The sequence below is a fragment of the Larkinella terrae genome (genome assembly GCF_009668025.1).
Taxonomy (GTDB): domain Bacteria; phylum Bacteroidota; class Bacteroidia; order Cytophagales; family Spirosomataceae; genus Larkinella; species Larkinella terrae.
This window is the reverse complement of the sequence record NZ_WJXZ01000007.1, coordinates 242128-266018: the sequence shown is the minus strand read 5'-3', so window position 1 is coordinate 266018 and position 23891 is coordinate 242128. Positions and strand designations below refer to the sequence as shown.

15 protein-coding genes are annotated in these 23891 nt (G+C 47.2%); 11 read left to right on the top strand and 4 right to left on the bottom strand.

Features of this window, described 5'->3' with window-relative positions; translation table 11 throughout:
• Positions 1–183 precede the first annotated feature (183 nt).
• From GJJ30_RS13945 to GJJ30_RS13925, 5 genes are all read left to right on the top strand, one after another.
• Positions 184–573 carry a T9SS type A sorting domain-containing protein gene (locus GJJ30_RS13945; RefSeq protein ID WP_154175773.1) on the top strand — a complete coding sequence of 130 codons (390 nt, stop codon included), beginning with the start codon at positions 184–186 and terminating at the stop codon, positions 571–573.
• A 182-nt stretch (positions 574–755) separates the two neighbouring features.
• Entirely contained in the window at positions 756–3458 is a 2703-nt protein-coding gene (locus tag GJJ30_RS13940) for a TonB-dependent receptor (RefSeq protein ID WP_154175772.1), read from the top strand.
• A gap of 138 nt (positions 3459–3596) precedes the next feature.
• The gene (locus tag GJJ30_RS13935; RefSeq protein WP_154175771.1) at positions 3597–4250 is read left to right on the top strand and encodes a YceI family protein; all 654 of its coding nucleotides are present in this window, start codon (positions 3597–3599) and stop codon (positions 4248–4250) included.
• 177 nt (positions 4251–4427) lie between these two features.
• Positions 4428–7301 (top strand): PQQ-dependent sugar dehydrogenase, encoded by a 2874-nt coding sequence (locus GJJ30_RS13930; RefSeq protein WP_154175770.1) that lies wholly within the window; start codon positions 4428–4430, stop codon positions 7299–7301.
• A 19-nt stretch (positions 7302–7320) separates the two neighbouring features.
• Positions 7321–8298, top strand: coding sequence for a sugar phosphate isomerase/epimerase family protein (locus GJJ30_RS13925; protein ID WP_154175769.1), 978 nt, complete (start codon positions 7321–7323; stop codon positions 8296–8298).
• A gap of 48 nt (positions 8299–8346) precedes the next feature.
• Here the strand turns inward: GJJ30_RS13925 and GJJ30_RS13920 are convergent, their stop codons facing one another.
• Entirely contained in the window at positions 8347–9111 is a 765-nt protein-coding gene (locus tag GJJ30_RS13920; RefSeq protein ID WP_154175768.1) for an NUDIX hydrolase, read from the bottom strand.
• A gap of 264 nt (positions 9112–9375) precedes the next feature.
• On the opposite strand from GJJ30_RS13920, the gene GJJ30_RS13915 reads away from it, so the two are divergent.
• Positions 9376–10563: an esterase gene (locus GJJ30_RS13915; RefSeq protein ID WP_154175767.1), complete on the top strand. Its 1188-nt coding sequence runs from the start codon at positions 9376–9378 to the stop codon at positions 10561–10563.
• A 194-nt stretch (positions 10564–10757) separates the two neighbouring features.
• Here GJJ30_RS13915 and GJJ30_RS13910 read toward each other — a convergent pair whose 3' ends face one another.
• A complete protein-coding gene (locus tag GJJ30_RS13910; protein ID WP_154175766.1) occupies positions 10758–11177 on the bottom strand; it encodes a DoxX family protein in 420 nt (139 codons plus the stop codon).
• Between the two features lie 313 nt (positions 11178–11490).
• On the opposite strand from GJJ30_RS13910, the gene GJJ30_RS32585 reads away from it, so the two are divergent.
• The 3 genes from GJJ30_RS32585 to GJJ30_RS13895 all read left to right on the top strand — a co-directional run bounded on the left by GJJ30_RS32585 (position 11491) and on the right by GJJ30_RS13895 (position 19838).
• A complete protein-coding gene (locus tag GJJ30_RS32585) occupies positions 11491–12120 on the top strand; it encodes a response regulator transcription factor (protein ID WP_310588247.1) in 630 nt (209 codons plus the stop codon).
• 113 nt (positions 12121–12233) lie between these two features.
• Positions 12234–18083, top strand: coding sequence for a PA14 domain-containing protein (locus GJJ30_RS13900; protein ID WP_154175765.1), 5850 nt, complete (start codon positions 12234–12236; stop codon positions 18081–18083).
• A gap of 153 nt (positions 18084–18236) precedes the next feature.
• A complete protein-coding gene (locus tag GJJ30_RS13895; protein ID WP_154175764.1) occupies positions 18237–19838 on the top strand; it encodes a hypothetical protein in 1602 nt (533 codons plus the stop codon).
• A gap of 87 nt (positions 19839–19925) precedes the next feature.
• On the opposite strand, the gene GJJ30_RS13890 is transcribed toward GJJ30_RS13895, so the two are convergent.
• The gene (locus GJJ30_RS13890; protein ID WP_154175763.1) at positions 19926–21488 is read right to left on the bottom strand and encodes a hypothetical protein; all 1563 of its coding nucleotides are present in this window, start codon (positions 21486–21488) and stop codon (positions 19926–19928) included.
• Positions 21478–22083 carry an RNA polymerase sigma factor gene (locus tag GJJ30_RS13885; protein WP_154175762.1) on the bottom strand — a complete coding sequence of 202 codons (606 nt, stop codon included), beginning with the start codon at positions 22081–22083 and terminating at the stop codon, positions 21478–21480. Before GJJ30_RS13885 ends, GJJ30_RS13890 begins: the two co-directional genes overlap by 11 nt.
• A 246-nt stretch (positions 22084–22329) precedes the next feature.
• Here GJJ30_RS13885 and GJJ30_RS13880 point away from each other — a divergent pair, with 246 nt between their 5' ends.
• Positions 22330–22995, top strand: a complete 666-nt coding sequence (locus GJJ30_RS13880) for an SGNH/GDSL hydrolase family protein (RefSeq protein WP_154175761.1) — start codon at positions 22330–22332, stop codon at positions 22993–22995.
• A gap of 46 nt (positions 22996–23041) precedes the next feature.
• Positions 23042–23869: a PepSY-like domain-containing protein gene (locus tag GJJ30_RS13875; protein WP_154175760.1), complete on the top strand. Its 828-nt coding sequence runs from the start codon at positions 23042–23044 to the stop codon at positions 23867–23869.
• Positions 23870–23891 lie beyond the last annotated feature (22 nt).

The following is a 23891-nucleotide window of genomic DNA, read 5'->3' as shown; positions in this document are numbered from 1 at the left end:
ACATAAACCGGCGGTTTTCATCCATTAATCGGTCAGATCAACCCATTAATCGACGTCTCTAACTCACTGGTATATCGCGTTTTGCGGGCAATTTTCTCTGGTGTTGCTTTGTGTCGTTGGTCAGCTGCCAGCCGGTTGCTCCCCGACAAGCGCTCCATATTTCCCACAAAAAACATCATACCAATGAAAACCGTAATCGCTTCTCTTCTTATCGCTTTTTGCGCATCGACTGCCAGCTTCGCCGGTACCACCACGAACCCGACGGACGACAAAGTTCCGTTTGAAACATCGGTCATTGCTTTTCCCGCCCATATGAAACTTGACGTGATCGTTCAGAACCTGGAAGGTGCTAACCTGACCATCCGTCTCGTCAACGAAGCCGGTATTACGCAGGCAAGCCAATGGCTTAACAAACACGAAAAAGCATTCCGCACCCGCTTCGACATCAGTGCCCTGAGCGATGGAGTCTACAAAATTATCGTTACCGATGGTGCCAATACGAAAACTCAGGAGATCAATATCTCAACCAACGTACCCACGCCGGTAACAAACCGGACCATTTCCATTGAGTAATATCCAGCGAGCCCACTGTCTAACCGGCCAGTGGGCTCACCAGGAAACTGAAAAGTTCCGTTTGGATTCATCGGTGAAAAGACGCCATCCGGCGATGTTCCCCAGCCTTTAGTCTATTACATTTTCCAGAATACAACTGAGATTGTTGTTTTGTAACTTCAATGCATTCTGAGCACGAAATCATGAAAAAAATTTCCCTCTCTTTATTTTTAGTAGCATTCAGCCTGATATCCTTTCAGACGCTCGCTCAATTTCCGGGCGGAGGTGGTGGCGGTTTTGGCGGTGGGATGCGCGGCCCGGGCATGGGTGGGCAGCGTGGTAATGACCAGAAAGAAAAAACATTTATTCCCGGCACCGCCGACGACGATCGGCCCCGCGGTAACGGGAAAATCAGCGGCCTCCTGATGGACTCCACCTCAAGCCAGCCCGTTGAATATGCAACCATCGCTCTAATAGATACGAAAACCAATAAGCCCATCGACGGTACGACGGCCGATGGCAAGGGAAAATTTACGTTATCCAAACTTGCTCCGGGCACGTACAAGCTCCAGTACTCGTTTCTCGGCTACTCAAATAAAACCTCCGCTCCCATCAATATTGTAAAGGGTTCGGATATCAACGTGGGTGTCGTCAAATTATCCCAGGACGTTCGCACGCTGGGTGAGGTGACCGTTACGGGTCAGGCGGCTTTGATCGAAGAAAAAGTGGACCGTCTGGTTTACAACGCGGAAAAAGACATTACGTCCAAAGGGGGTGATGCGACCGACATCATGCGGAAAGTGCCGATGCTGAGCGTCGACCTCGACGGAAACGTCAGCCTGCGCGGAAGCAGTAACGTTCGGGTGTTGATCAACAACAAACCGTCGACCATCGTGGCAACCAGCGTGGCCGATGCCCTGAAGCAGATTCCAGCCGACATGATCAAGTCGGTGGAGGTGATTACCAGCCCGTCTGCCAAGTACGATGCGGAAGGTTCGGCCGGTATCATTAATATCGTAACCAAGAAAAATACGTTGCAGGGTGCCACCATGAATGTGGATATGGGAACCGGTAACCGGAGTTCGAACCTGAACCTGAACGCCAGCTATCGTCAGGGGAAGATGGGCTTCAACCTGGGCGGTTTTGGCCGGGCGATGTACAACATCAAAGGGGCCTTCAACAGTACGCAGAGCACTGTTGGACAGGTAGGAACCACCACCACCATCCAGTCGGCAGATACGCGTCAGCGCGGCATGTTTGGCAATTACCAGCTCGGCTGGGATTATGATATCGACAAGAACACGTCGCTGACGGCTACGGTGCGGTACGGTTTGCGGAACATGACCAACTTCCAGGACAACCTGCAAACGCTGTCGTATCTGAATTTGCTGGCGAGTATGTCGGGCCGGAATGTCGCGACGAAAAACACGTCCGGAACCGTTGATGCAAACGTCAGTTACACGAAAACCTACAAGCCGAATCAGGAACTGAGCGTTCTGGGTCTCTACAGCCGCAACAACAACACCAACAACTTTGTGGCGGAATTGCTGAACGGCACCGACATGCACACGATTACCGGTCGTCAGCGCAACGACAACCTGAGCTCCAACCAGGAATCGACGCTGCAGATCGATTACCAGACGCCCATCAAGAAAAACCAATTGCTGGAGTTTGGGGGAAAAGGAATTTTCCGGAACGTGAACAGCGATTACAAATATTTTATCGCCGTTGGTGATAACGAAAATTATCAGAACAGCCCGAATCAACAGGCTAACACGCTGAATTATGACCAGAACATCACGGCCGGTTATGTGGCTTACACCTACGCATCCAAAACGAAATGGACGCTGAAAGCCGGTGGTCGTTACGAATATACCTTCATCAACGCACATTTCAACCAGACTGAGCAAGGCAGCGACCTGAGTACGATTCCGAACTACGGCGTTTTTGTTCCGAGCGTCAACGTTTCGAAAAGCATCAAAGGCGGCAAGATCGTGAAGCTGGGATATAACCGCCGGATTCAACGCCCGGGCATCCAGTTCCTGAACCCGAACGTCAACGTTTCCAATCCGCTCAACATCAGCCAGGGTAACCCCTTCCTGAAACCGGAGTTGACCGATAACTTTGAGTTGGGCCTGAGCGGCCAGGTTAAGAAATTCTACCTGAATGCCACATTGTTTGCCCGTGTAACCAACAACTCCATTACGAGTGTTCGCGATACCGTGACCCGTAACACGGGCTCGGTTGTGAATCCGGTTTACCAGCAGGTGATTAGCAGTAGTTTCCAGAACATCGGGAAAGAACAGGCGTATGGGGTAAACCTCTTTACAAACGTGACGCTGTTCTCGATCTGGCAAATGGGCGGTGGTATCGACCTGTATCACACCTACCTGACCAACAACAACGCCAGCGCGGTTTACGGCGCATCCAACTCGGGTTGGGTCATTGGCGGCCGGTTGTTCACCAGTGTGACGCTGAAAAACGGCTGGGGTCTTCAGGGCTTCGGTGGCGGTCGCGGACGCCAGATCAACCTGCAAGGGTATCAGGGCAGCTTCGCCTTCTATAACCTCGGCGTCAAGAAAGACTTCAACAACAAGCGGGGCAGCATCGGTATTGGCGCGGAAAACTTCTTCAACCACCCGTTCAAGGTGCGTTCCGAGTCCAAGTCGCCCATCCTGACCCAGAGCAGCGTGAACAGCATGTATAACGCCGGTGTTCGCGTCAACTTCTCGTACCGCCTGGGTAAAATGAGTCTCGATGGCTCAGGATTCAGCCTCCGCCGGAAAAAATCCATCAACAACGACGACCAGAAAGGCGGTGGGGATGATAACGGCGGTGGCCAGCAGCAACAACAATCTCAACCAGCGGGTGGAGGAGCCGGTGGCGGCCGTCCACGTCAAAAATAATACCTGACTGTTCCTGACCTGGATGCGCTGATCTGTCGGGCGGATGAAACCTGGAATACTATTCTCATCCGTCCGACGTTTTGGCTTCGGGCCAGTCCTGCACAATCCTTTTATTTTAACCAACCATCCTTCTCTATCATGAAAACAAACCAAGTTGTTGCCGGTTTTCTCGCGGTCGTTCTGTTAACCGCAGCCCCATTAATGACCATCGCCGGTACGCACGGCCCCGATAAACGTGCGGCTAAAACAGTGGCAAAACCGGTTACGTACGCCGTTGATCCTGAACAAAGTACGATTGTGTGGAACTCGAAGAAAGTGGGTGGTGAACACACCGGAAACATTAAGCTGGCGAAAGGTGAGTTTGTTTTTGATGGCAAGAAACTGACGGCGGGAAATTTTACGGCCGACATGACCACGCTCAGCGAAAACAAAAACAGCGAGCGTGTGGTGAACCACCTCAAAAGTGACGATTTTTTTGGCGTTGAGAAAAACCCGACCTCTACGTTCAAAATCACTAAAGTCGAAGCGATTTCCGGCGCCAAAACCGGTGAACCCAACTACAACGTTACCGGTGATCTGATGATCAAAGGAACCACGAAACCCATCACGTTCCCGGCGGTTGTTAAACAATCGGGCGATGATGTGGAGGCTACTGCGAAACTGACCGTTAACCGGTTGGATTACGATATTAAATACCGGGCGGCCATCATCGGTACGGCGGCAGACCGGATTATTGAAGATACGTTCACGCTTGACCTGAAAATGGTCGGTAAGAAGTCGAAACCGATGTAATTTCGGGCTTTTATTACCTTTTCTGCCCTACCAGTAAGTCATTCGTTATCAAAAGAGGAATCTGTTTTCATTGATCGGTTTTATGTATTAATGAAAAAAGAACTCTCCTTTGGCCAGCGAATGACTTTTTCTGTAAATCGGAACGCAACAAATCTCCCGTAAGCTCAACCATCTGTGATGAAATACAAAACACGAATTGCTAAACCTATCTCCTTCCTGATCAATGCGACCCTGCTCGTCGGGCTGGCTTCGTTTACCTTACAAGACAATCCGAAAGATCAGAAACCGGACGAAAGCCGGTTTACGCCGGTCGTTATTGCCGACAACCTCGACGAACCGATGGTGTTTGAAGTCCTGAAAGACGGAACGGCCTACATTATCGAACGGAAAGGAGCGTTCAAGAAATACGATCCAGCCAGCAAAACCGTCAGCCTGATTGCCACGATTCCCGTCAACACCAAATACACCAGTGCCGAAGGTGTTTCGCGCGAAGCCGAAGAGGGTTTGATGGGACTTTCGCTCGACCCCAATTTCGATAAAAACCACTGGGTGTATCTGTATTATGCACACCCGACCGAGAAGAAGCACATTTTGACTCGTTGGGATCTCGTCAATGATCAGCTCGTGAAAGGTTCCGAAAAAGTGGTGATCGAAGTAACCACCCAACGCGAAGTTTGCTGCCATACCGGTGGCGGAATGACCTGGGACAAAGCCGGGAATCTATATCTGACCGTCGGAAACAATACCGGAAACCAGCAGGCTGCCCAAACCGACGAACGGCCGGGTCGCGCCAGTTGGGACGATCAGGGACATGCCGGAAATACGAACGATTTACGCGGTAAAATTCTCCGAATCCACCCCGAACCAGACGGTTCCTACACCATTCCCGACGGCAACCTGTTCGCTAAAGGAACCGCTAAAACCCGTCCGGAAATCTATTCGATGGGCCACCGCAACCCCTGGCGGATTTCGATCGACAGCAAAACCGGTTATGTGTATTGGGGCGAAGTGGGTCCCGATGCCAACGAAGATACGGAGATTGGACCGCGCGGTTACGACGAATTGAATCAGGCCCGCAAACCGGGGAACTTCGGATGGCCGTGGTTTGTCGGCAACGATCAGGCGTTCCCGGTTTTTGATTACGCGACCAATAAACCGCTCGACAAAAAAGATCCAAAAAAAATCATTAATAATTCGCCGAATAACACCGGTTTGACGGAATTGCCGTCAGTCGCGCCCTCGTTCATTTATTATCCTTACGGCGTTTCCGAAAAGTTTCCGCTGGTGGGTAGTGGTTCGCGCAGCGCAACGGGTGGCCCGATTTACCACCGCTCCGATTTCAAAGATCCGAAGCGGCCCTGGCCAGCGTATTACGAAGGTAAATGGATTGCGACCGACTTCTCGCGCGGCTGGATTATGGCCATCACGATGGATGAAAACGGCGATTACAAATCCATGGAGCGGGTTTTGCCCAATTACCGCCCCGTTGAACCCATTGATATGAAATTCGGTCCGGACGGTGATTTGTATACGTTGGAATACGGCAGCAACTGGTTCCGCAAGAGTGACAACTCAAGGCTGGTCCGGCTGGAATACAACGGTGGAAACCGCAAACCGCTCGTTCAGGCGACGGCCAGCAAAAAAGGCGGCACGGTTCCCTTCCAGGCCACCTTATCGTCGGAAGGCAGTAAGGATTTGGATGGTGACGCGCTGAAATACCATTGGAGAGTGGCAGCTCCGGGTGGTGCGGCCCGCGTGTTTACGACGGCCAATCCAACGGTTTCGTTCGACAAAGCCGGGTTGTATACGGCCACGCTGACCGTGAGCGATCCGAAAGGCGCCAGCAATAGCCAGTCGGTCAAAATCATCGCGGGCAATGAACCACCGGTTGTTGCAATCAATCTGGCCGGTAACCAGTCCTTTTTCTTTCCCGACAAACCGATCCAGTACGCGGTGCAGGTAACGGACAAAGAAGACGGTAGCCTCGCCAAATCGAATGCGGCCTCGGGCCAGATCAAACCGTCGCGGGTCGCCATCAGTATCGACTACACCTCCCAAGGTTTCGATTACGCAGAAGTCGTTCAGAGTCAGCGCAGTGTCGATGCTTCCACGCAATTCGCCGTAGCGCAGACTTTGATTGGTCAGAGCGATTGTAAAGTTTGCCACCAGGTCGCGTCCAAATCCGTAGGCCCGTCTTTTAACGACATTGCCAACCGGTATAAAGGTAAACCCGAGGCATTCAACCCACTGGTGAAGAAAGTCATCAACGGCGGTGGCGGTGTCTGGGGCGAGGTTGCGATGCCCGCTCACCCGGCGATGTCGGCGGGCGATGCGGCTGCGATCGTCAAATACATTCTGAACAGTACCGAAAAAACGTTGAGTACGCTGCCGGTTCAGGGCGAATATATGGTCAAAATCCCGGAAGGCGACAACGGCAAGGGAGCGGTTTTGGTGCGGGCGGCTTACACCGATTCGCCGGTCAAAACCATCCCTTCGCAAACGGCAGAAAGCCAGATCGTTTTGCGCAACCCGGAAGTAAGTCCGGCCGATGCAGAAATCACCAAAGGCGTCGACATCAAGGCGCGCGGCATGGGAAGTGGTGTTAGCCTGATGGCGTTTTCGAACGGGTATATCGGCTATAAGAAGCTGGATTTGACCGACATCAAACAACTCGAACTGGTTGCATCGGCACAAAAGCGCGAAGGCAGTGTCGGCGGAACCGTCGAAGTTCACCTGGATTCGCCTACAGGCGAGCTGATTGGTCAGATTCCCGTCGAAGTAGCGCAGCCCCGGGCCGCCAACGCTGCTCCTACCGCTACTTCGATCCAAACCGCCGGTGGGGCCACCCCGGCCGCCGGAACCGGAACGGCAGCCCAGCCAAAAACCGCTACGCCTTCGTATACACCGCGCGGTCCGGTTCCGCTGAAAGTCGATCTGAAAGAAACCAGCGGAAAGCACGATGTGTATCTGGTTTTCAAAAACGACCAGGCCAAAGCCATCGAACCGCTGTTGTCGCTCTCCAGCATTAAGTTTATTCCGACGATGAAGTAGTTTTAAACCCGTTACGACGATGTCTTCCCGAAGAGAATTTCTCAAAAATTCCGGTGCGCTGGCGCTCAGCAGCCTGATTTTACCGGCTTATGCCCGGGCCAACTCCCTGACCGGTTTTCTGGCTCCGGCCCCCATTGGTTTGCAGTTGTATACCATCACCAAATTAATGGCGGAAGATCCGAAAGGTACGTTGCAAAAAGTAGCCGCCATTGGTTACAAAGAAATCGAAACGGCGGGCGGTTTGAAAGAAGGCTATTACGGTTTCAAACCCAAAGAATTCAAGGCGCTCATCGATGATCTGGGCATGAAATGGCGGGCACACCACGCCGGTGGTGCTCCTTTCCGGCCGCGAACTCCGCCCAGTGTTGGTGGCGCTCCGGCCGGAGCTACTCCCCCCGCTGGCGGTCCGCCACCCAACGCCGACCGCCAGGCGCTGATGGCGGCTATGGCCAAACGCCCAAACTTGCGGGACAACTACCAGCAACTGGTCGATGACGCGGCTGAAGGTGGCTTAAGTTACCTCGTTTGCGCCAGCACGCCCGTTGCGACGCTGGACGAGATCAACAAATCGATCGAGGTATTTCAGAAAACCGGTGAAGCCTGTAAAAAAGCCGGTATCGCGTTTGCGTATCACAACCATGCGACGGAGTTTGATCCGGTTGATGGTGGCAAAACGCCTTACGAACTCATTCTTTCTCAGACGGATAAGGAACTTGTCAAGATGGAATTGGATCTGGCCTGGGCCACAAAAGCCGGAAAAGACCCCGTTGCCTTGTTTAAAGAAATGCCGGGGCGGTTTCCACTCTGGCACATCAAGGATATAAAAGACGATCTGAAAACCATCACGGAAGTGGGCAATGGTGTCGTCGATTTCAAGCGGATTTTCAAGGCGGCCAAAACCGCCGGACTCAAATACTATTTTGTGGAGCAGGACGGTGCCCCCGGCATCGAAAACGTTTCGACCAGCTACCAAAATCTGGCAAAAGTAGTGGCGTAAACAGCGGTTTCAGGAGTCGGGAAATTCCCAAAAATCCGACTCCTGATTCTAACTGAACGATAAATGGCCCTCTTGGAGGGCTTTTTTATACTTTTCTTTATCGAACCGAAACAGATAAGGCGACTTGAAGGCCCCTCCTTTTCGTTGTTCTTCCAGCCGTTCGATAATGCCCAAGGCCCGCATTTTCTTGGAAAAATTGCGGGGATCGAGCGGGCGGTTCAGGATGGTTTCGTACAATCGTTGTAACTCCGGCATGGTGAATTTTTCCGGTAACAAATTGTAACCGACAGGTTGCCAACTCAACTGAACACGTAGCGTTTTGAGCGCAACTTCAATGATGTGATTATGGTCAAATAGCAACGGAGGTAGTTTTTCAACGTCCAGCCAGCGGTATTCATCCGTCAAAAAGTCGGCAGTGGGTGTTACTTTCATGAAGTCGACCAGGGCAAAGTAACCGATGGAAACCGTTCGGTCGGGCCATAAACGGGTTGAATTATCCGGCCAGTTCAGTTTCCGACTGATTTCGGCCCGGTTGTACCGAACCTCTTCGCCAAAGGTGTGGAATTGCTGCAGAAAAAGCTCTTTAATACCGGTTCGTTCTTCCAGAATTCGCTGGGCCGCTACATCCACCGATTCCTTTTTATAGATAAAGCCACCCGGCAGCCCCCACTCATCGCTCTGCTTCCATCGTAACAGTAAGACTTTCAATTGATTATCATAGAAACCAAAAATCACACAGTCAATCGAGAGGCCCAGAATGCACCGCGCATCGACGTCCTTGAAAAAGGCTATCAGTTGTTCTTTATAATCCATGGAGAAAAAATAAAAAAATAAGCTTTATGTATTTAATACATATTCAGTATTTATTTTTATTACTCTGTCAACACCGGCCCTGTCAGCGGTTGGAGACCCTGACAGCGGTTGGAGACTAGTTTACACATCACCAATTATTTAATATAACTGTAACTATACCCTGTCAGCGGTCGCAGACCCTGACAGCGGCTAAATAGCAACTCTTATTAACTCTTAAAAGCCGCTGTCAGGGTCTGCGACCGCTGACAGGGCGTGAAACTCCAAATGAAACAATTTTCCATCAGGCTGTCCCTATTCCTTTTATTACTGGTTCAGATACCGCCACTCCGGGCACAGCAGGCTCACGTTAATCTGGACTGGAATCCGCAAAAAAACACACAAAATCTCAATCCGTTCGGTGCCAATGTCATTTCACCCGAAGTAACTGACAACCATATGGTTACATTCCGGCTTAAGGCTCCCCGAGCTCAGGAAGTGCTGCTGACAGGTGGTCCGATGTTGCTGGCGCTCAAATCCACTAAAGCGATTCCGTTCCAGAAAACCAGCGACACGCTCTGGACCCTGACAGTCGGCCCGGTAAAACCGGATATTTACGTCTACAAATTGATCATCGACGGAGTGACAGTCGTCGATCCAAACAACACGCTCACCGGTTTTTCGGATCAACCCGGCTACAGTCAGTTGGTAGTTCACGGCGATGGTCCGGCTTATTACGATGCCCAAAAGGTTCCGCATGGAACCGTCACGCGCCACGTCTACCATTCGGATGTGCTGAATGGAGAACGTGAAATGTACATCTACACGCCCCCCGGTTACAATCCGAAGAAAAAATATCCGGTTTTATACCTATTGGGCGGCAGTGGAGAACTGGCTTCGACCTGGGCGCTCGACGGTCGGGCGAATTTTATCGAGGATAACCTGATTGCGGAAGGTAAAGCCGTGCCGATGATCATTGCCATGCCCAACAACCAGGTCCTTCACCGGAGCGACCCAAAACATACGGAGCTGACGTTCAAACTCTTCGAAGAAGAATTACGCAAACAGATTGTGCCTTTTGTTGACAAAAATTACAGCACGCTGACCAACCCCAAAGGCCGGGCACTGGCCGGTTTGTCGATGGGTGGACGGCATACGCAACTGGTCGGTTTTAATTGCCTGGATCTGTTCAGTTCCTTCGGCTGCCTGAGTTCGGGAGATCTGAATACCGAACAGACCAGTGCAAAATTTCTGAACGATCCGGATATCAATAAAAAAGTGGATTACCTGCTCGTTGGGCAGGGAACCGGCGAAGTAGCCACGATTGGTCTGCGGGCCGTTGCGCTGCACGAGGCTTTGCAAAAACACAACGTTAAGCACGACTATTACGTCGGTGGCGATGGCGCCCACGATTGGGGAACCTGGCGTCATCTGCTCTATTTCCGGCTTTTACCAAATCTGTGGCAAAAGAAATAATTCCTAAAATGGTGTTAGGAGTCGCTCCTGAGACCTTGCGCAAAAAATTGAAAAACCGGGCCTTCGAGTCCGGTTTTTTCGATTTATAATGCTTGAATTTCCGTACCCTGATCCGTCACGCGAATTGTTGTCGATTGTACCTTTATAGCGCAAACCTTCCATCCTGACCTCAAACAGATAAGGGTTTTATCTCGTTAACCGGGCCAGGTCTTATTTTCCCGGCCATCCATCGAATGTTTGCCAGGACCCACAAAATAGATGGTAAGATAGATTAGAAAAAACAGCAGAGGCATTTCCTTTTTGCCAAACGGATCGCTGCCGTGGGCAAAAAAGACAACAACCAACATATTGACCATAAGCACAATAGCTGCCAAACGAGTCTGAAAACCAAGGAGGATAAGAACGGAACATCCAAATTCGGCCAGTGTAGCAAGGATTAATGAAGGCGCACTGCCGATCCCGATAGGATCGCCGAATGTAAAATTTCCCGTAATCAATTTAGTGAATTTGGGCCAGCCATGCGTCAGCATCAAAGCCGATGCACCAATCCGCAGCAACAAAAGAGCGAAATGTACCGTCGCCGGACTAGCCTTGGTTCCTAACAGTGGTTTCATAGAAAGGTAGTTTAGTTACCCTATTAAACGAGTCTTTCCAGATTCTGTTCGATAAAAGGCGTTGTTTATCGAATTTCCAGCTCCTCAAATATTCCCAGCCTGAGAATTTAATTTACGTCACCTCGTTTATAATCTTTATCAAAAATTAACATTTCATTTATAATATTTAAACTTCTACGTATCAAATACTTAGAAGACCATTAAAGCAATAAGCACAATAATTAGCTTAGAATATCTATTTGAAAATAATTCTATATTTTTTTTAAATGAATACTATTTTAGATTTATGGTTTACTATTAACCACACATCCAAATGAGCACTGTTATTGGAATTACCTCAAGTCGTTTTGTCGCAATATATATGACTGAAATAGCCAAATCAGTTTCTTTAAATATACAACTACTATTTGACATAAAACAAGTTAAAAGTTTACTAAACTCAGCGTATAAAGATTGGATACTTTTTGACATTTATGATAAATCATTGGATTATTACGAAATAATCAGTGAATTGAGAGAAGTAGACCCACGTTTCCGATTAGCAATATTAGTTGACAATAGCGTAATAAATAATAAATATTTTGAACTATATATACATCGCTTAAAACCCGATTTAGTATGCGGTTTTCACGAATTACCTTCCTGTTTAAAATCCATTTCCTTAGGACAACGATTTCTACCTTCGCTGCCAATGGCTATATCTGTGCAGGTAATACCAGGCTGGAACGAGTTAACTGAGCGCGAAAAGGAAGTTGTTTGGCAACTTGCAGAGGGAAAATCAACGGCTGAAATTGCTAGTCAGTTATTCATTAGTACTAAAACCGTGGGAAATCACAAAACAAATATCTCATCAAAACTAAATGTAAGTGGTGGTCCAGGCTCTTTAATACGATTTATTTTTAAAAATAAAGTAGACATATTATCAACAAAACAACAATTATAGAAACAAAATTAGTAGATATTCCTTATAATAGATGAGTATCATCCCTCATGTACCAAGGGTTTATTCTTGAGAATTTTATGATGTTTTTATCATAAAATCCACCCTTTGCAATCATGAGAAAAAGTATTTACTTTGCATCAGCAAAACATCTATTTTTACTGATACTCACCCTGATTGGGACACTTAGTTTACAATCTTTTCGATTTGGTAACAATGTTAAGAAGGAAATTTCTCCGGCTAACTTATCTAAGGAAATGAAAAATCCTTCAGCAAAACGCCTAAAAAAAGAAAAGAAAAAGCGAGATATCAGGCCCGTTGACCAACCTCTTTTAAGTTTACGTTCTACTAATTATAGTAAACAAAACCAGAACTATGTTGACAATGATCCTGTCCGATTTATATTCTATTCGAACAAAAAGGAGGTTAACTTAGGCGAAGAAGTAGAATTATCGATTACTGCTCAGTACTATACTTTGCACCCGGCCTTGATCACTGTTTTTCCGGGTTCTAACGCCTTCAGTCTGAAGGTGATCGTACCAGAAGGTTTTGTTCAGACAGGTGGTGATTACGTCGATCTGATTGGTGCGGAACTTTCCTCTTATCAGAAGACAGCCACCTATACGCTGAAGGGGAAATTCATTTCGGTTCCCAAGGACAATTCATTCCGCCTGCTTAGAAGTCACCGAAACGCGGATGCTGGCAGTAAATTCGTTGAAAAGGGGAAACTTCAGGTTATCTGCCGGAATTCCGTCGAAGCATACGCTAACAGCGGTTCTTCGAAAGAACTAAGATTAGCTGCTTCGGATGTTGCTTGTACACCTTTCTCAGAAACATGTTCAGGAAATAACCAGGAGATTCGTAATCAAACCATATCGGTAACTCAGTCAGGTACTTATTCGATGGTAATCAGCTATCGTTCACCCGAGAAAACCGTTGCCGGAATTGTGCGGATTGATGGAGTCGCGCAAACGGTCAGCTTCCCTCAAGTCAATACCTACCAGAATCAGACTGTTGGAACAATTACGCTGAGTGCAGGTACGCATACAATTGGGTTAAGTTCAGGCTCAGCCGGAGGGTACATCTGTTTTAACTCAATCTGTTTAACCAACACCCCCTCCACGCCTGCTTGTGATTATGCCATCACCGCTAGCAGTAGCAATGCCAATCCGGGCTGTGGAGCACCGATTACACTCACTGCAGGCTGTACAGGCAATGATTGTAGTGGGGTGAGCTACAGTTGGAGCAGTGGTCAAAACGGCCAGACGGTCAGCACCACCTCGGCCAGCAACAATGGGCCTATGACTTACACGGTTACTGCTACCAAAACCGGTTGTTCAATAAAAACGGCTCAGACTACGGTTACTGTTAGTGGGTGCGGGGGAGAAACTCTTACTGGTTGTTACATCATCCGCTCCAAAAAATCCGGCCAATTGATGCAAGCGCTCTCTGGAGATGTAGTCGAACAAAGGGCAGCTAACAACTTGTCAAACCAGATTTGGAAAGCCGAGAGCAAAGGTTCGAATCAATATCGGTTCACAGTTCAGGATGGCTCGAATAAAAGTATGCAGGTCAATGCCGCCAATCAGGGCGAATTGATCCGAATTGGGACATATACAGGCTCAGATCTGCAGAAATGGACAATATTGAGCGATAATAATGGTGGTTTCCGGCTTAGCTCAGCAAATGGTCTTCTCACCTGGGATCTGCGTAATTTTGCCAATGATCCACAGCTTCAATTGTGGGGCAATCCTAACGAATCGGTAGAAGATTACCGTGTCTTTAAGTTCGAATCGGTTGGCTGCTCCGTTAATCCACCAACAAATGGAGTCTGCACAACTTTACGGACAGCCGACTCTCCCGCCAATCTGACTGCCGGGCTCACTTATCGTTACTTCCAATCTATCGCTAACAATGACTGGTGTACTGCCAACGGACTTGGTGGCCAACCGGTTATAAGTTCAGGTGTGGTCAACGGTTTTAACCTAACGCCAAAACTTCGTGATGATAATTTTGGTCTGGAGTTTACAGGATACATTCAAGTACCAGCCGATGGTCAGTACACTTTTTACTTAAGCAGTGACGACGAGTCTCGGCTCTTCATCGGAGGACAACAAGTCGTTATTCATAGTGGCTGCCACGATACCGCTCCTGTAGGTCAGGAACCAAGTGGTAGCATTTGTCTGAAAGCAGGTTACCATGCGATTCAGGTGCTATACAGTCAAGGTGTAGGTGGCGCCGTGCTAAAAACGTTCTGGCAGGGTCCCTCCATAGCTAAACAAGAGATTCCAGCCAGTGTGCTATTTCGCAGTGGTACAACAACAGGGTCCTGTGATTTTCAGGTAAATGCAACCGGGCCAACCACGGCGGCCTGTAGCAGTGGAATTACGCTCAACGCTCTTTGTACGGGAAATGATTGTAATGGCATTAGCTACAGTTGGAGCACTGGTCAAAATGGTCAGTCGATCAGAACCACCTCGGCCGGTAGCAATGGCCCTATGACTTACACAGTTACTGCATCCAAAACCGGTTGTGCGGCCCAAACGGCCCAGACCACGGTTACTGTCAGCGGGTGTGGCCTCCCTCCCACGACTGGCTCCTGCACAACTTTACGAACAGCCGACTCCCCCACCAATCTGACTGCTGGGCTCACTTACCGTTACTTCCAATCTATTGCAAATAACGATTGGTGCACATCCACTGGACTTAGTAGCCAACCAGTGGTTAGTTCTGGCTCGGTGAATGGTTTTAGCCTGACACCAAAACTCCGAGACGATAATTTTGGTCTGGAGTTTACAGGATACATTCAAGTACCAGCCGATGGTCAGTACACTTTTTACTTAAGCAGTGACGACGAGTCCCGGCTCTTCATCGGAGGACAACAAGTCGTTGTTCATAGTGGCTGCCACGATACCGCTCCTGTAGGTCAGGAACCAAGTGGCAGCATTTGTCTGAAAGCAGGCTACCATGCGATTCAGGTGCTATATAGCCAGGGTGTAGCGGGCGCCGTGCTAAAAACGTTCTGGCAGGGTCCCTCTATAGCTAAACAAGAGATTCCAGCCAGTGTGCTATTTCGCAGTGGTACAACAACAGGGTCCTGTGACTTCCAGATAAATGCAACCGGGCCAACAACGGCGGCCTGTAGCAGTGGGATTACGCTCAACGCTCCTTGTACGGGGAATGATTGTAATGGCGTTAACTACAGTTGGAGCAGTGGTCAAAACGGTCAGTCGATCAGCACCACCTCGGCCGGTAGCAATGGCCCTATGACTTACACCGTTACCGCTACTAAAACCGGTTGTGCGGCCCAAACGGCCCAGACCACGGTTACTGTTAGTGGGTGTGGCCTCCCTCCCACGACTGGCTCTTGTACAACTTTACGCAACGCCGACTCTCCCACCAATCTGACTGCCGGACTCACTTATCGTTACTTCCAATCTATCGCTAATAATGACTGGTGTACAGCCAACGGACTTGGCGGCCAACCGGTTGTAAGTTCAGGTGTGGTCAACGGTTTTAACCTAACGCCAAAACTTCGTGATGATAATTTTGGTCTGGAGTTTACAGGATACATCCAAGTGCCGGTCGATGGCCAGTATACTTTTTACTTAAGCAGTGACGACGAGTCCCGGCTCTTCATCGGAGGACAACAAGTCGTTGTTCATAGTGGCTGCCACGATACCGCTCCTGTAGGTCAGGAACCAAGTGGCAGCATTTGTCTGAAAGCAGGCTACCATGCGATTCAGGTGCTATATAGCCAGGGTGTAGCGGGCGCCGTGCTAAAAACGTTCTGGCAGGGTCCCTCTATAGCTAAACAAGAGATTCCAGCCAGTGTGCTATTTCGCAGTGGTACAACAACAGGGTCCTGTGACTTCCAGATAAATGCAACCGGGCCAACAACGGCGGCCTGTAGCAGTGGGATTACGCTCAACGCTCCTTGTACGGGGAATGATTGTAATGGCGTTAACTACAGTTGGAGCAGTGGTCAGAACACGCAATCAGTTAATACAACAGTTGCTAGTGCTGATGGTATCTCTACATACACCGTTACAGCTTTCAAAGCAGGCTGTTCGAATAAGGCGGCCCAAGTTAATGTAACGATCAATGGTTGTACATCTTCCGGTACTTACCAGTCCATGGGTAGAGCTGGGACACGTCGCGATCAGTTTGATGTCACACAATCCGGTGCACAGAACGCCATGGTTGGTATAAATGATGTATCAAATTATAACGTAAGCGGGTATAACACTTTTTACTTCATTAACGATGTCTTCATAGGTAATTCATTAATTAACTATCAGTTGCCAGTTAATGCAAAGTATGTTGTAGACAAACTTATTACTAAAGCTACAGTGAGCTCTGGCTACCAACGTGTTGAAGACTTATGGAAACAGAACAGTGAGGATCCCAAATGGATTAATAGTTGGCATCAGCAAATAATAGACACGTACGACGCAGGAACACCAATAGGTGATCAAATAATAAATGGTGGCAAAGGTAAACTATTACCTCTATACGAAACCTGGTTTATTAGATCCAATAATTGGAATTCTGAAGCTTTAAAAAGCACCCCTCCTTTAGACTTACCTACTGGAAAGGTTTTCGGCGGAGACCCTTTAGATGGCACTGCAAATTTATCTGAGTATCGTTCCCACGGTTGGAATCTAATTCATCGAACATCTATTAATGGTCAAGATGTACCTTTTAATGAACGCTTGGTCATGCCAAATGCAAAAAATTTCTACGACGGCCTCCAAAGATCAACAGCACCAATTAAGAATTATTCTAATGGGAATCCTTCATACGAGCAAGGTGTAGCTGCCCAAGATTATGCTGGACTTGATAATTTTGGGTGGTTAATTGATCAAGTAGGAGAAGATGAAAATTATGTTTTAGGGTATAGCGATGGATATTTGGGCTATCACGAACGGTTTAAACAAAGAAACCCTACCAGCCATACTTTTGGTAATTATCATGCCAATTCTTTCCGATACAGGGCCTTCTCTAATAATTTTCAACCTTCTGAAGGCGGTGTCCGCAACCCCTTAAATTACAACAATTATATACGTCCTTATCAAAGTCAACAACAAGCTAGAACTGGAGTATCTGGGAATCTGGATCCCTTTTATTCCGATCATGGGGGTAAAAGTTTGAGCAGCATTGGAGTTGAACAATTAGTAAATTTTTATCCAACTAATGTAAATGATGTCGACGCAATCTATGTCAAACTTCACGAAATAGACATCATTCTAAAGCAAGACCCTTCTAACAAGCCTATTGGATATTTTTGGGCGTTAAGAGAAGATGCATCCAAAAACAGTGGCATGCCTGGCGACGCATCCAGTGGGCAGAACTCGTATGAATGGGAGCATGAAACAACAAATCCAGCAGGACGAGCCCTCCAAAAATCTCAAAGTGTTTGTAGTCTAATCGCTGCGGAAGTTTTTGCATTTGATATAATGACTCGTGGCAAAGGGTTAGTATACTTTCATAATCAGCCACTAGCCGGGAATGATCGAAACAGGATTAGTTACAGCGAAGCTCGTCCAATTACATGGTTACCAAATCCTGGAAGTCCTAGCAATTTCCCATATGGGGCATCAGGCGAGGGAGAAGTTCCATTAACTCCATTAGTTGGTTTTGACGCAACTTATCAAGGACGTATTAAAGCACAAAAAGTTATGGATTGGCTTGGAACAACAGTACCTAACTGGGAGTATGCAAGCTATTCCTTAAGTGGTTCGCTACGAACCGCTCCATCTGATGGATCAGCCATACTTCAACATGCCGCGGCTTATAAACCAATGGCAATGATTTTAAGTAATGGTAATAAAAAAGCAGTTTGGGCATTTGACCCTTATTGTCAGCCCAATTCGGTGCAAACGCTAAATGTAAACTTAAATGATGGAACATCAATTGACATAGTACTTAAAGGAAATGCATTACATGTAGTACTAATAAACTGAAGTACAGGATAATACTCCTAATATTAAAATTTATTTCTTACTGTTGAATTGGCATTATTGAATAATATTAGTTTCGCCAATTTAACAGTAAGAAATAAATTTTAATATTATGTTGTTTAGTTAAAAATCATATTTTAAACTAAAAAACAATTTATGAAAACCAATTCTATGCCAATTAAATTAACAATTACCAATTTATCCGCAAATGAATTTATATTATTTTTCTCTTTATTTACCTTTTTTATTATACAAAAGTTACCTTTCATTTTACATAATGGTGAAATAAATCCCGATGAAAGCCAAATGTTAACTCAGGCTATTACATTAGAGTTTGATCCCGTTTTTTGGAGGTCTGTGGATGGTACTACGAGTGGACCTATCAATAGTTACCTTCTATTATTATTAGAGTATATAGGATTTCCATTCAATTATTCGACGCTGCATTTGTTTTCAGTCACACTCACTATAACTTCACTAGCAATAACCTATTTCACGTTACGAATCTTTCTTCCGTTTAATGTCTCATTTCCAAGCTTATTCATTATTTATAGTTTTTTTTTCTTTACTAATCATAGAGACTTTAACCATTTCAATAGCGAATTACCTTCTGTTATGTTACTTACAACTGGTGTTTTTATTCTTGCTAAAGTATATTATAAGAAACAGTCTTCGCCATTGATGTATGGTGCTTTGGGAGTCATTTGCTGCCTGGTGCCATTGGCTAAATTGCAGGGAGCACCTTTAGCATTTTTATATATAACTTTTGCTATTTTTAACTTAACTGGCTCTAAAATAAACAAATTTGATAAACTAATAGGAATTGTTTCAATTGGAATTGGATCAGGTTTAGTAGGTGGGTTATTACTTTACTATTTATTCCAAAACAAACTCATTTATGACTTTTATATAATGTATGTAAAAACAAATTTAGTTCATAATAATCCTGGAAATAGCCTTATGCTCTTTATAAAATTAATTTTTAAATCATCGTATGATTTTTTATTCTTCTTTACATTCAGTATTTCAATCTGGGTATCTTCAGTTTTCACTACAATAAGGAATAAAACCAATTTATTAGATAATAAAGTACTTTGGTTTTTAATTATAAATCTTATTATATCTTTTTTTGTAATTGCTAGGACTGGATATATTTTTGAGCATTATTTGTATTACACTTTCTTCCCAATTACTTTATTGAATGCTTTTTTCATAAATCAATTAGTAAAATCAGAGAATTTAAAAAAATATTCTGAAATAATATTCAGTATAGTAGCGCTTATTTTTTTTACTGGATTAGCAATAACAAATTATCTTAAATATTCCAGCAAAAATCAATCCTTCTCCGCAAGCCATACACCATTATATGAAGACAAGGTAATTAATTTAATTAACCAATATGCAAAGCCTACTGATTGCATTGTTGTGTGGGGCTGGAATTTAAATTATCATGTCCTTACCGGATTGAGACAGGGTACTCGAGAGAATCATTCCATTCGGTGTATGAATACAAATTCTTTAGGTGCTATACGGGATCTAAAACTCGTTGATTATTATCGCCAACAATATGTTGATGATATGAAGAGAAATAAGCCAGTGGTTTTTATTGATGAAGTAGAAGCAAATAGTTTTTTTATCAACCCAAAAATGGTTGTACACCAAAATATTCCTGTATTAAGAAACTATGTAGCTTCTAACTACAAATTGGTCAGCAAAGAATCAGGTGTATCAGTTTATGTCCGTAAAGACCGAATTTAAATCAAGCCAAAATAGCTTAAGTTAACCCTATTAGGGTTAACTTAAGCTAAAGGCGCTCCGATAATCCGTTTCTGATCTTCCAAATTATCAAAATTGATACAACAAACGCGCTCTTACCCCGGCGGACGTATGGTTGAGGCTAAACTGCGTCGACATCAATGGATTTGACAAATAAGGACTGCCTTGAATGATCCAATGGCCCCACTGCTTCTCAATCGAAACATTCACGAGCCAGTTGTTATATACATTCGGTGAGCACTTTTCAGAAAACTTTTTCTCTATAAAATCAAACGGCCCTACCTGATGCATATAGGTTATGTTGTCCTTCGCTTCCAAACTGAAACTCGCTCCAACTGCGGGGGTTAAGGCAATAGAATTGCCGAGCGGAATCCGGTATCCAAACGTGATGGGTAATTGCAAAGTCGATCCTCCACGATTAATATCCAGAATCTGGGTGCGGATTTCAGGTGGCACTTTTCCCGGATAATCCCGCCGGAAATCGCTCCTGCGATTGAAGGCATACTGGATCTCATTCACAAATTTCTCGCCCGTAACTTTCAAACTATTCAGGCCCAGCCCGATGGTTAAATGTTCACCCATCAGGATTTCAGTAGCAAATCCAAAACCGCTCTGGCGCCCGCCAATCTGAGCGCTTGCCCCGGCCCGAACGTGCACGAACGGCTGGTTCGGTTTTTCAACCTCCGGTTTCAGGAGGGACGAAGCGGCCAGACGCGGAGTGGACGCCCGCATCCGGCGAAGTCGACGATCAAATTTTTCAGTATAATAACTCGAATCTATTTCCAAAGGCCGATGCGGCACGAGCTCCCAGGAAATCGAAACAGATTCGGCCAATGGCGAAACCGAACCGGAATTGCCGGATGAGTTCACCTGACCCGAGGCACCATTTCCATTCGCCGACAAAGGCCGGGTGATTTCAAATCCGGACGGTTTTTGCCGACCGGAGTACCGCATCTCATCCCGTTGATTCCAGTGTTCACCGGTTGAATTAGAAGAATTTGACGATCGGAAATTGTTTTGGTCGGAAGATTTACGGCCAGTATTCAACCGATTCGGATCATCCGATTCATTAAAGCGGTTTTTCGATTCCGAAAACCGCTCCTTCGTTCCGGACCGTTCCGGCAAACCGCTGCCCTGCGGCAGACCTCCCTCCGATCGTTGCGTTTGCGACGGTTCATCAGTTGAACTGTTTCTGCCCGCATTCGTTTCGGACTCATCGGTTTCCGAATTTTCAGCCAATGCGCGCTCGTCTGGCCGATATCGAGGACCGATGGGCGTTAAACGGGGCGCCGGAACCTCGCGAACGATGTAAACCGTATCGGTTTTTGGGGCAACCGCCACCGGCGTATCCACCGGAACCTGTTGGAGAATCGTCACTGAATCCTTCAGTGTCCGTACGGTTTGTTCCAGTTTCTGGTTGGTGCGGTATTGCCAAACCGTCAGAACCACCAGCCCGGCAACCGTGGCAGCACTCATCATGGGCACCAGCCATTGCACCGCTCCACCGCCAATAGACGGCACGCCGTTGCGACGCAGAAATGACCGGAGATGCAACCAATCGGACTCCTGGAACGGAGGGTCTATCCCCTCCAGCTTTTGTCGTATATTTTCCTCAAATTTATCAGTTTTCATAGTAACGAATAGGAATCGCAGGATCGGATGGAAACAGGTGTGGGTAGGCAGACTTGATGGCCTGCTGAAGACGTTGCCGCGACCGCAGAAAATGCGAACGGATCGTGGCTTCGTTGCTTTGCAACACCTCGGCAATTTCCCGAAGGCTGTAGCCATCTACTACATGCATCGAGAACACAGTTCGATAAGCGGGCGGCAGTTGCTGGACCAGCGCCAGAATCTCGTCGGCCGAAATCTGGCCGATTACATCGTCTTCAAACGCCACATCCTGACCCGCTTCCAGGGCCGTTGTGTCTAATTTGTGGTATTTGCGGTAATAACTAATGGCGGTATTGATCAGAATCGACCGCAGCCAGGCTTTGAACGGATGGGAAGCGTCATATTGATGAAGCCGTTGAAAAACCTTCAGAAAACTTTCATTCAACACTTCTTCTGCTTCTTCCGTATTGGCCGAATACCGCATGCAAATACTTTTGGAATAGCTATAAAACTTTTTAAACAAAACACGCTGAGCCTGCGCATCATTGCTGCGGCAGGCTTCAATCACACTATCGATATCGTTTTCCGCGAAGGAGGGGCGCTTTCGGAAGAACAAGGCCGTAACGATTTAAGTAAATAATTCACGCATACATTCCCAATACGTCAATATTCGGGCGACTGTTGCAGCCTCCAGCTACTTTTTTTCTTTTTTTTCGATTACCTCAATTTCTGCATTTTTTTTCGAATACCGCTGCAACAGTGCCAGATTCTCCGGCGTAATGGCAATTGTATCGTTGGAAAACCGGGAGGCTTCAAGGTTAGACTGACCCGCTCCGACGTTGAACCTGAAATTAAAAAAGCAATGAAAATGCACTTGTTGGTCATTGCGGATAGTCTCCATTACGACTCGGGCCTAAATTCCCGACAAAGCTACATCGATCAGTTTGTCCAGCAACTCGAACGCGGGGGGCTGGAAGTGGTCGTGACTTATCATGCGCCGATGGCGCTCTGCACAATAGCGGACGTGTTGCAGCGAGTGCCGCTCCGCCGGTACGACCTCATTATCCTGCAGATTGCGAATCGCCATTTGCGCGACGCCCGCATGGTACTTCGGCCCAGCGCCGGAGATTTGCTACTGGAACACCTGAACGCCTGGAAGTTACGTCTTCAATCGTGCCTGAGCAATATCAAACCGCTGCGCGAAATTTACGGACATCTGTCGGTGATTCTGGAAACCCTTCGGTTTCACCGGGGCCGGGTTATCCTGATGACGCCTTTCCCCCATCGTGAACCAGTCAGCGGCTGGCTGCGCCGGAAAGGCAGCGCGATCCTGAAAAGCGAAGGCAACCACCGGGGTTTCCGGGTGTTTGACGTACAGGCGCTGATCGATTCGCGGGAAGAATTTTTTATTACCGGCGACCGAGAACGCCTGAATGCTATCAGTCACGAACTCATCGGCCGTCGGCTCTACGACTTTTTCCGAACTGAACCCAGCATCTCGACCGGTCATTTGAAACTGGACACCTGATTGCCCACCAACTCTTTACCAACCAATTATAAATAACTTCAAAACCATGAAAAAATCCCTTTTAGTCGCATTGACTGTTATTGGCGCGTGTTTGTACGGATGTAACCAGAGTCAACAGTCGGTAAATCCGGATTCCGATTCGTCCACTTTATCGATCAGTTCGGCCCGTCTGGCTTCCGATAGTGCCGGGTTTTTCTGCAAAAAGAAAGTAACCAAAATTGCCGTTACCGAGCTTCCGGCGGCCGTTAGCAGTTACATTTCTTCCCATTATGCCGGAGCGACAACCGACTATGCCGCGAAAGACGATGCCGGAAATTACCTGGTTGCCATCACGCAAAACGGCGAAGCTAAAGCGCTGTTGTTCAATGCAGACGGTACCTTCAACGAAGAACTGGAGCTGAAAGGCGGTCCGGGTGGCAAAGGTGGCCCGCACGGAAAAGGCGGACCGGGTAAGAAAGGAAGCCTGGAGCAGGTTGCGGTTACCGATCTTCCGGCCACGATCACCAGCTACATCAGTTCGAACTATGCCGGAGCGGAAATCAAAACCGCTGCCAAAGACAGCACCCGTGGCTATTTGGTCATGATTGTGGTCAGCGATCAAGCTAAAACCCTGCTGTTCAATACCGACGGCACTTTCAACAAGGAAGTTTCCAAACCGCTTCGCGGCAAACTGGCTTCCGTTGCCGTTGCGGATTTGCCAGCGGCAGTTACCAAATATGTTTCGGACAATTATACGGGTTCGACCATTAAGGATGCTGCCAAAACACCGGAAGGACAATTGGTGGTGATGGTGAAAACCAGCGATGGAAAACCGGTTGCGCTACTTTTTGCGGCTGATGGCACCTTCAAACAGGTGTTGAAGCCGAGAAAATAAGGTACTCACCTTTCTTTTCCCC